The sequence below is a fragment of the Sphingomonas sp. genome, from assembly GCF_031426035.1.
Classification (GTDB): domain Bacteria; phylum Pseudomonadota; class Alphaproteobacteria; order Sphingomonadales; family Sphingomonadaceae; genus Sphingomicrobium.
In genome coordinates, this window is the sequence record NZ_JANPKO010000101.1 from 1 (window position 1) to 5,087 (window position 5,087).

Genomic DNA, 5,087 nt, shown 5'->3' on the forward strand with positions numbered 1-5,087 from the left:
GTCACTACGGCCAACTTCCTCGCCTATGTCGACAAGGGCTGGCTCACCGGCCAGCCGTTCTACCGCGCCATGCCCTATGGCGACGGCGGCCTGATCCAGGGCGGCGTGCGCGACGGTGCCAAGCAATTGCCGCCGATCGCCATCGAGACCACCACCACCAGCGGCCTGAGCAACAAGGCGGGCGCGATCGTCATGGCCAACGGCGGCCCCGGCACCACCCGCAGCGACTTTTTCATCCTCACCACAGACGTCCCCGCGTTCGACGCCACCGCCACCGAGCCCGGATTCGCCCCGTTCGGCCACGTCGTCGAGGGGATGGAGGTCGTGAAAGCGATCCTCGCCGCGCCGCGCTCTCCGACCAAGGGCGACGGCGTGATGAAAGGGCAAATGCTCGAGCCCGAAGTGACTATCCGTAAGGCGGCGCGGGTCAAATAGGCGTCAGCCCTCCCACGCCTCGCCCTCGGGCGCGCCGCGGCCGAGCTTGTCGGGCAGCGCCTCGCCGTTGGCGGTGAACTCCAGCGACACCGAGTTGATGCAATAGCGCTCGCCGGTCGGCGGCGGCCCGTCGGGGAACACATGGCCCTGGTGCGATCCGCACCGCGCGCACACGATTTCGCTGCGCACCATCCCGTAGCTGGTGTCGCGGATCGTCGTCAGATGATCTTCCGAAAACGGCGAAGTGAAGCTCGGCCACCCGGTCCCGCTCTCGAATTTCTGGCCGCCGTGGAACAGCGGCAGCCCGCACAGCCGGCAGGTATACACCCCCGGCCGTTTCTCCTCGAGGAACACCCCGCAGAACGGCGCCTCGGTGCCATGCTCGAGCAGCACATGCCGCTCGGCGTCGTCGAGGTCCCCCTCCAGCCGCCGCCGCTCGTCGTCGCTGGGCGGGGCCAAATCGAACTGGACTGTGGTGGTATCGCTCATCGTCAATCTCCCGAGTCGCGCCCTTTCTACTCCACGAACTCGGTCAGCGGCTTGCCCTTTTCAAGCACGTAGGTGGCCAGCTCCGCCGCCGGCTCGGTGCCCCGGTTGCGCGCCGCGTGGACCCCGCCGCTGGGCACGAACAGGACGTCGCCGGCTTTCAGCGCCACCCACCCCTTGCCCGGGAGCTCATATTCAAGGCTGCCGGTGATGACGTAGATGATCTCCGCCGGGATGCTTGTGGCGCGGGAACGACGAGCCCGGCGCGAAGTCGACCCGCGCCTGCAGCACCTCGCGGCCGGGCGCGCCAAGGTCGTGGCGCTGGAGATCGGCGCGCGTGTTGCCGACCGGCCGGGGCGGCGAGGGGAGCGCCGAACTGCTCCCCGCGGCGATCAGGACGGCGACGCACGCGGCGCGCGCCGCCCGCTTGGTCATCGCCACTTACCCGCGGACCGACCTGAACGCCGTCCGCAGCTCCTCGACCAGATATTGCGGCTGCTCGAAGGCGGCGAAATGGCCGCCCTTGGGCTGCTGGCCGTAGTGGATCAGCGTTGGATAGGCTTTCTCGGCCCAGCTCTTCGGCACCGGATAGAGCTCGTCGGGGAATTTGGTCACGGCAATCGGCGCGCGCACCCCGAACGGCTCGAAGAAGTGGACGTTGTTGCGCTCGATTCCATAGCCCGCCGAGGTTCGCGGCAGGGCTTCCCAATACAGCCGCGCGCCGGAAATCGCGGTGTTGGTCAGCCAGGCGACGGTGATGTTGTCGAGCACGTCGTCGCGGGTCAGGCCCTCGTCCGCGCCGTCGAACGCGCGCGCGATCATCTCGTAGCTCGCGATGTCGTGGTCGAGGAAGTACGCGGCGAGCCCGATCGGCGAATCGGCGATCCCGTACAGCGTCTGCGGCCGCTGCCCCATCTGGTTGGCGTAGGCGACCCCATGGGTGAAGAACACATCGAGCCGCTCGAACGCGCCCCGTTCCTCGTCCGACAGGCCCGCCGGCGGCCCGTTGCCGTCGCGCAAGGCCTGGTAGATTTCCGGCGGCACCGTCGAGGGCATGTTGGTATGGACCGCGACCAGCTCGGGCGGGGCGATCGCGCCCAAAATCTCGGTGACCAGCGCGCCCCAGTCGCCGCCCTGGGCGGTGAAGCTGGTGTAGCCTAGCCGCTTCATCAGCGTCAGCCACGCATTGACGATCCGCGGCGGGTTCCAGCCGGCCTCGGTCGGCCGTTCGGAGAAGCCGTATCCGGGCAGCGACGGGATGACCACGTCGAATGCGTCCTCGGCCTTGCCGCCGAAGGCGGTCGGGTCGGTCAGCGGCTCGATGATTTTCAATTGCTCGATGATCGAGCCGGGCCAGCCGTGGGTGATCAGGATCGGCAGCGCGTTGTCGTGCTTCGACTTGACCTGGATGAACTGGATGTCGAGCCCGTCGATATTGGTGATGAAGTTGGGGAAGGCGTTGATCCGCGCCTCGACCTTACGCCAGTCGTAGTCGGTCGCCCAATAATCGGCGAGCTTCTGCATCGTCGCCAGCTGCACGCCCTGGCTCGCGTCCGGCACCGTCTCGCGATCGGGCCAGCGGGTCGCCAAGATGCGCCGCTTGAGGTCAGCCAAATCTTCGTCCGAGGCGCGGTACTCGAACGGGCGGATGGCGCCGTCCACTCCCGGCTCGGCCGCGCCGGCCGCGGCGATGAAGCCGCCGTCTTTCGCTCCTGTTGCGCCTTCGGGCCGCGCGATTGTGGTTTCCGGGGACGTCGTTGAAGTCGTCTCGGACATGGCCGTGCTCCTTGTCATGCAGGTGCCGTTGCTTGATCGACGCATAGCTCGGTCGCAAACTGGCGGTGCGCTGCGGACAGGCGGCCAAATTTCGAATGCGCCTCACCGTCCGAGTCGGTCAAGCGGCATCTAACCTAGATTAGCCGGTGCCCCGCCGCACTCGCAGGGCTTGACGATAATCGATATATGATTTATTGAATATCGATATCACTGGAGTCGCCGCCATGCCCACCGCTTCAACCGCCACCTCCGCCGCGCTGCCGATCGCGTTCGTCGTGTTGCGTGTCCTGATCGTGTTCAACTGGGTGATGGCCGCCGCCATCCTCGTCCTCCTTCTGGTCATGCCCAACGAGCGCTGGATCATGTCGGCGTTCGACCTCACCCCCGGCCCCGAGGCGAGCCGCATCGTCCTTGGCCTGCGCGCGGTCGCGGTGATCGGCCTCGCCACCATCCCGCTCAATCATTTGCTGCTCAAGCGTCTGCTGGCGATGGTCGAGACAGCGCGCGCGGGCGACCCGTTCGTCGCCGCCAATGCCTACCGCCTGCGCGCCATCGCGTGGATCCTGCTAGTCCTGCAATTGCTCAGCATCGTCATCGGCACCATCGGCGAGAAGATCTCGACCCCCGCCCACCCGGTCCACCTCGACGCCGGCTTCTCGGTCAGCGGCTGGCTCGCGGTGCTGCTGACCTTCATCCTCGCCCGCGTGTTCGCCGAGGGCACGCTGATGCGCGAAGACCTCGACGGGACGATCTGAGATGGCCATCGCGGTCACCCTCGACGATGTCCTGCACGAGCGGCGGATGACGCTGACCGAGCTCGCCGAACGCGTCGACATCACCCTCGCCAATCTGTCGATCCTCAAGACCGGCAAGGCGCGCGCGATCCGCTTCACCACGCTTGAGGCGATCTGCGCCGCGCTCGACTGCCAGCCCGGCGACATCTTGCGATTCGAGCCGGCCGCTACCGACGAATAGGCCCGCTTGCCACCCCGCCAGGCAGCAGCGCATGATGCCGCGATGCGCGCACTTTGGATCGCGGCGGTGATGTGCACCTGGGCGAGCGCGGCCGGCGCGGACAATTGGGCGGCGCCGCAGGTGAAAGAAGTGTTCAGTTCCTCGCGGGACCATTTCGTCCGCGTCACCCCCGGCACCAGCTTCGGCGACACATTCGGCTTCGCCGGCTCGCCCAAAGGGGCTCCCGCCACCGCCGAATTCTACCGCCGCCACGCCGACCGCTCGTACCGCCTGACCGCCACCGCGGCGTTGCTCAACCCGGTCGCGCCGGTCGATTTCTTCGTGTCCGACGCCGGCCAGCTGGCGACGATCGATAATTGGCACAACGTCGGCTACGGCCGCGTCGTCGCGCTCTACGATGCGCACGGCAAGCCGGTGAAATCCTACGCGCTCGAGGATTTGTTCACCGCCGCCGAGATTGCCGCGTTCGGCCACAGCGTGTCGTCGCGCGCCTGGCACCAGGGCACGGTCTACATCAACCGCGACCAGCGCACCCTTTACCTGATGGTCGCCAGCGGCCGCGACCTCATCCTCGGCCTCGACACCGGCCGCTACGCATATTGCGAGACGCGCGGCGGACAGTATCTCTGCCGCACCACCAACGCCGACCGGCAGTGGCGACCCTACGCCGCCGCCGTCCCCGACCGCTGACTCCAAGCAAAACGCCCCGGCGGTGGAGGCCGGGGCGCGTTTACTTGGGCTGGATCCCGGATCAAATCTGGGATGGATTGACGACGAGCGTCAATCCACCTTCGGCAGGGTCGAGAATTGGTGGAACGGGGGCGGGCTCGACAGCGTCCACTCGAGCGTCGTCGCGCCTTCGCCCCACGGGTTGTCGGGCGCTTTCTTGCCCGCCGCCAGCGACCACAGCAGGTTGACGAAGAACACCGCCATCCCGGCGATCGTCACCATGTACCCGACCGTCGAGATCCAGTTATATTGCGCCAGCTCCGGGGTGTAGTCGGGGATCCGCCGCGGCATCCCGTCGAGCCCGAGGAAATGCTGCGGGAAGAAGATCAGGTTCACGCCGACGAACATGACGAAGAAGTGCACTTTGCCGAGCACCTCATTGTACATCTTGCCCGACATTTTCGGGAACCAGTAATAGAAGCCCGCGAAGATCCCGAACACCGCGCCGAGGCTCAGCACGTAGTGGAAGTGCGCCACCACGTAATAGGTATCGTGCATGTAGGTATCGACGCCGCCATTGGCGAGCACGACCCCGGTCACGCCGCCGACGGTGAACAGGAAGATGAACCCGATCGCGAACAGCATCGGCGTCGGGAAGGTGATCGACCCGCCCCACATGGTGGCGATCCAGCTGAAGATCTTCACGCCGGTCGGGACCGCGATGATCATCGTCGCGGCGGTGAAGT

General features: G+C 66.7%; 9 protein-coding genes. 4 read left to right on the forward strand and 5 right to left on the reverse strand.

Translation table 11 applies throughout. The annotated features are described in order from the left end of the window. Window positions 1-435: peptidylprolyl isomerase (locus RMP08_RS07440; RefSeq protein ID WP_310468361.1), on the forward strand; the 435-nt coding region annotated here is incomplete at its 5' end. Between the two features lie 3 nt (window positions 436-438). Here the strand turns inward: RMP08_RS07440 and msrB are convergent. The 4 genes from msrB to RMP08_RS07460 are packed head-to-tail and all read right to left on the reverse strand — an operon-like array spanning window position 439 to window position 2,697. Continuing rightward, the gene (gene msrB / locus RMP08_RS07445) at window positions 439-924 is read right to left on the reverse strand and encodes a peptide-methionine (R)-S-oxide reductase MsrB (protein WP_310468362.1); all 486 of its coding nucleotides are present in this window, start codon (window positions 922-924) and stop codon (window positions 439-441) included. 26 nt (window positions 925-950) lie between these two features. Next, window positions 951-1,091, reverse strand: coding sequence for a cupin domain-containing protein (locus tag RMP08_RS07450; protein WP_310468363.1), 141 nt, complete (start codon window positions 1,089-1,091; stop codon window positions 951-953). A 25-nt stretch (window positions 1,092-1,116) separates the two neighbouring features. Then, a complete protein-coding gene (locus tag RMP08_RS07455) occupies window positions 1,117-1,356 on the reverse strand; it encodes a hypothetical protein (protein ID WP_310468364.1) in 240 nt (79 codons plus the stop codon). A 6-nt stretch (window positions 1,357-1,362) separates the two neighbouring features. Next, the gene (locus RMP08_RS07460) at window positions 1,363-2,697 is read right to left on the reverse strand and encodes an epoxide hydrolase (protein WP_310468365.1); all 1,335 of its coding nucleotides are present in this window, start codon (window positions 2,695-2,697) and stop codon (window positions 1,363-1,365) included. 224 nt (window positions 2,698-2,921) lie between these two features. Here RMP08_RS07460 and RMP08_RS07465 point away from each other — a divergent pair, with 224 nt between their 5' ends. From RMP08_RS07465 to RMP08_RS07475, 3 genes are read left to right on the forward strand one after another with little or no spacing between them, the layout of a single operon-like run. Beyond that, window positions 2,922-3,452, forward strand: a complete 531-nt coding sequence (locus RMP08_RS07465; protein ID WP_310468366.1) for a DUF2975 domain-containing protein — start codon at window positions 2,922-2,924, stop codon at window positions 3,450-3,452. 1 nt (window position 3,453) lies between these two features. After that, the gene (locus RMP08_RS07470; protein ID WP_310468367.1) at window positions 3,454-3,672 is read left to right on the forward strand and encodes a helix-turn-helix transcriptional regulator; all 219 of its coding nucleotides are present in this window, start codon (window positions 3,454-3,456) and stop codon (window positions 3,670-3,672) included. A gap of 42 nt (window positions 3,673-3,714) precedes the next feature. After that, window positions 3,715-4,362 (forward strand): hypothetical protein, encoded by a 648-nt coding sequence (locus RMP08_RS07475; protein ID WP_310468368.1) that lies wholly within the window; start codon window positions 3,715-3,717, stop codon window positions 4,360-4,362. A gap of 90 nt (window positions 4,363-4,452) precedes the next feature. Here the strand turns inward: RMP08_RS07475 and RMP08_RS07480 are convergent. Further along, window positions 4,453-5,087, reverse strand: a 635-nt coding sequence (locus RMP08_RS07480; RefSeq protein ID WP_310468369.1) for a cbb3-type cytochrome c oxidase subunit I, incomplete at its 5' end; no start/stop codon positions are given.

Coding starts and splice junctions, on each gene's coding strand:
- RMP08_RS07475 (WP_310468368.1), top strand. CDS start 3,715: ATGCGCGCACTTTGGATCGCGGCGGTGATGTGCACCTGGGCGAGCGCG.
- RMP08_RS07460 (WP_310468365.1), bottom strand. CDS start 2,697: ATGTCCGAGACGACTTCAACGACGTCCCCGGAAACCACAATCGCGCGG.
- RMP08_RS07470 (WP_310468367.1), top strand. CDS start 3,454: ATGGCCATCGCGGTCACCCTCGACGATGTCCTGCACGAGCGGCGGATG.
- msrB (WP_310468362.1), bottom strand. CDS start 924: ATGAGCGATACCACCACAGTCCAGTTCGATTTGGCCCCGCCCAGCGAC.
- RMP08_RS07465 (WP_310468366.1), top strand. CDS start 2,922: ATGCCCACCGCTTCAACCGCCACCTCCGCCGCGCTGCCGATCGCGTTC.
- RMP08_RS07455 (WP_310468364.1), bottom strand. CDS start 1,356: ATGACCAAGCGGGCGGCGCGCGCCGCGTGCGTCGCCGTCCTGATCGCC.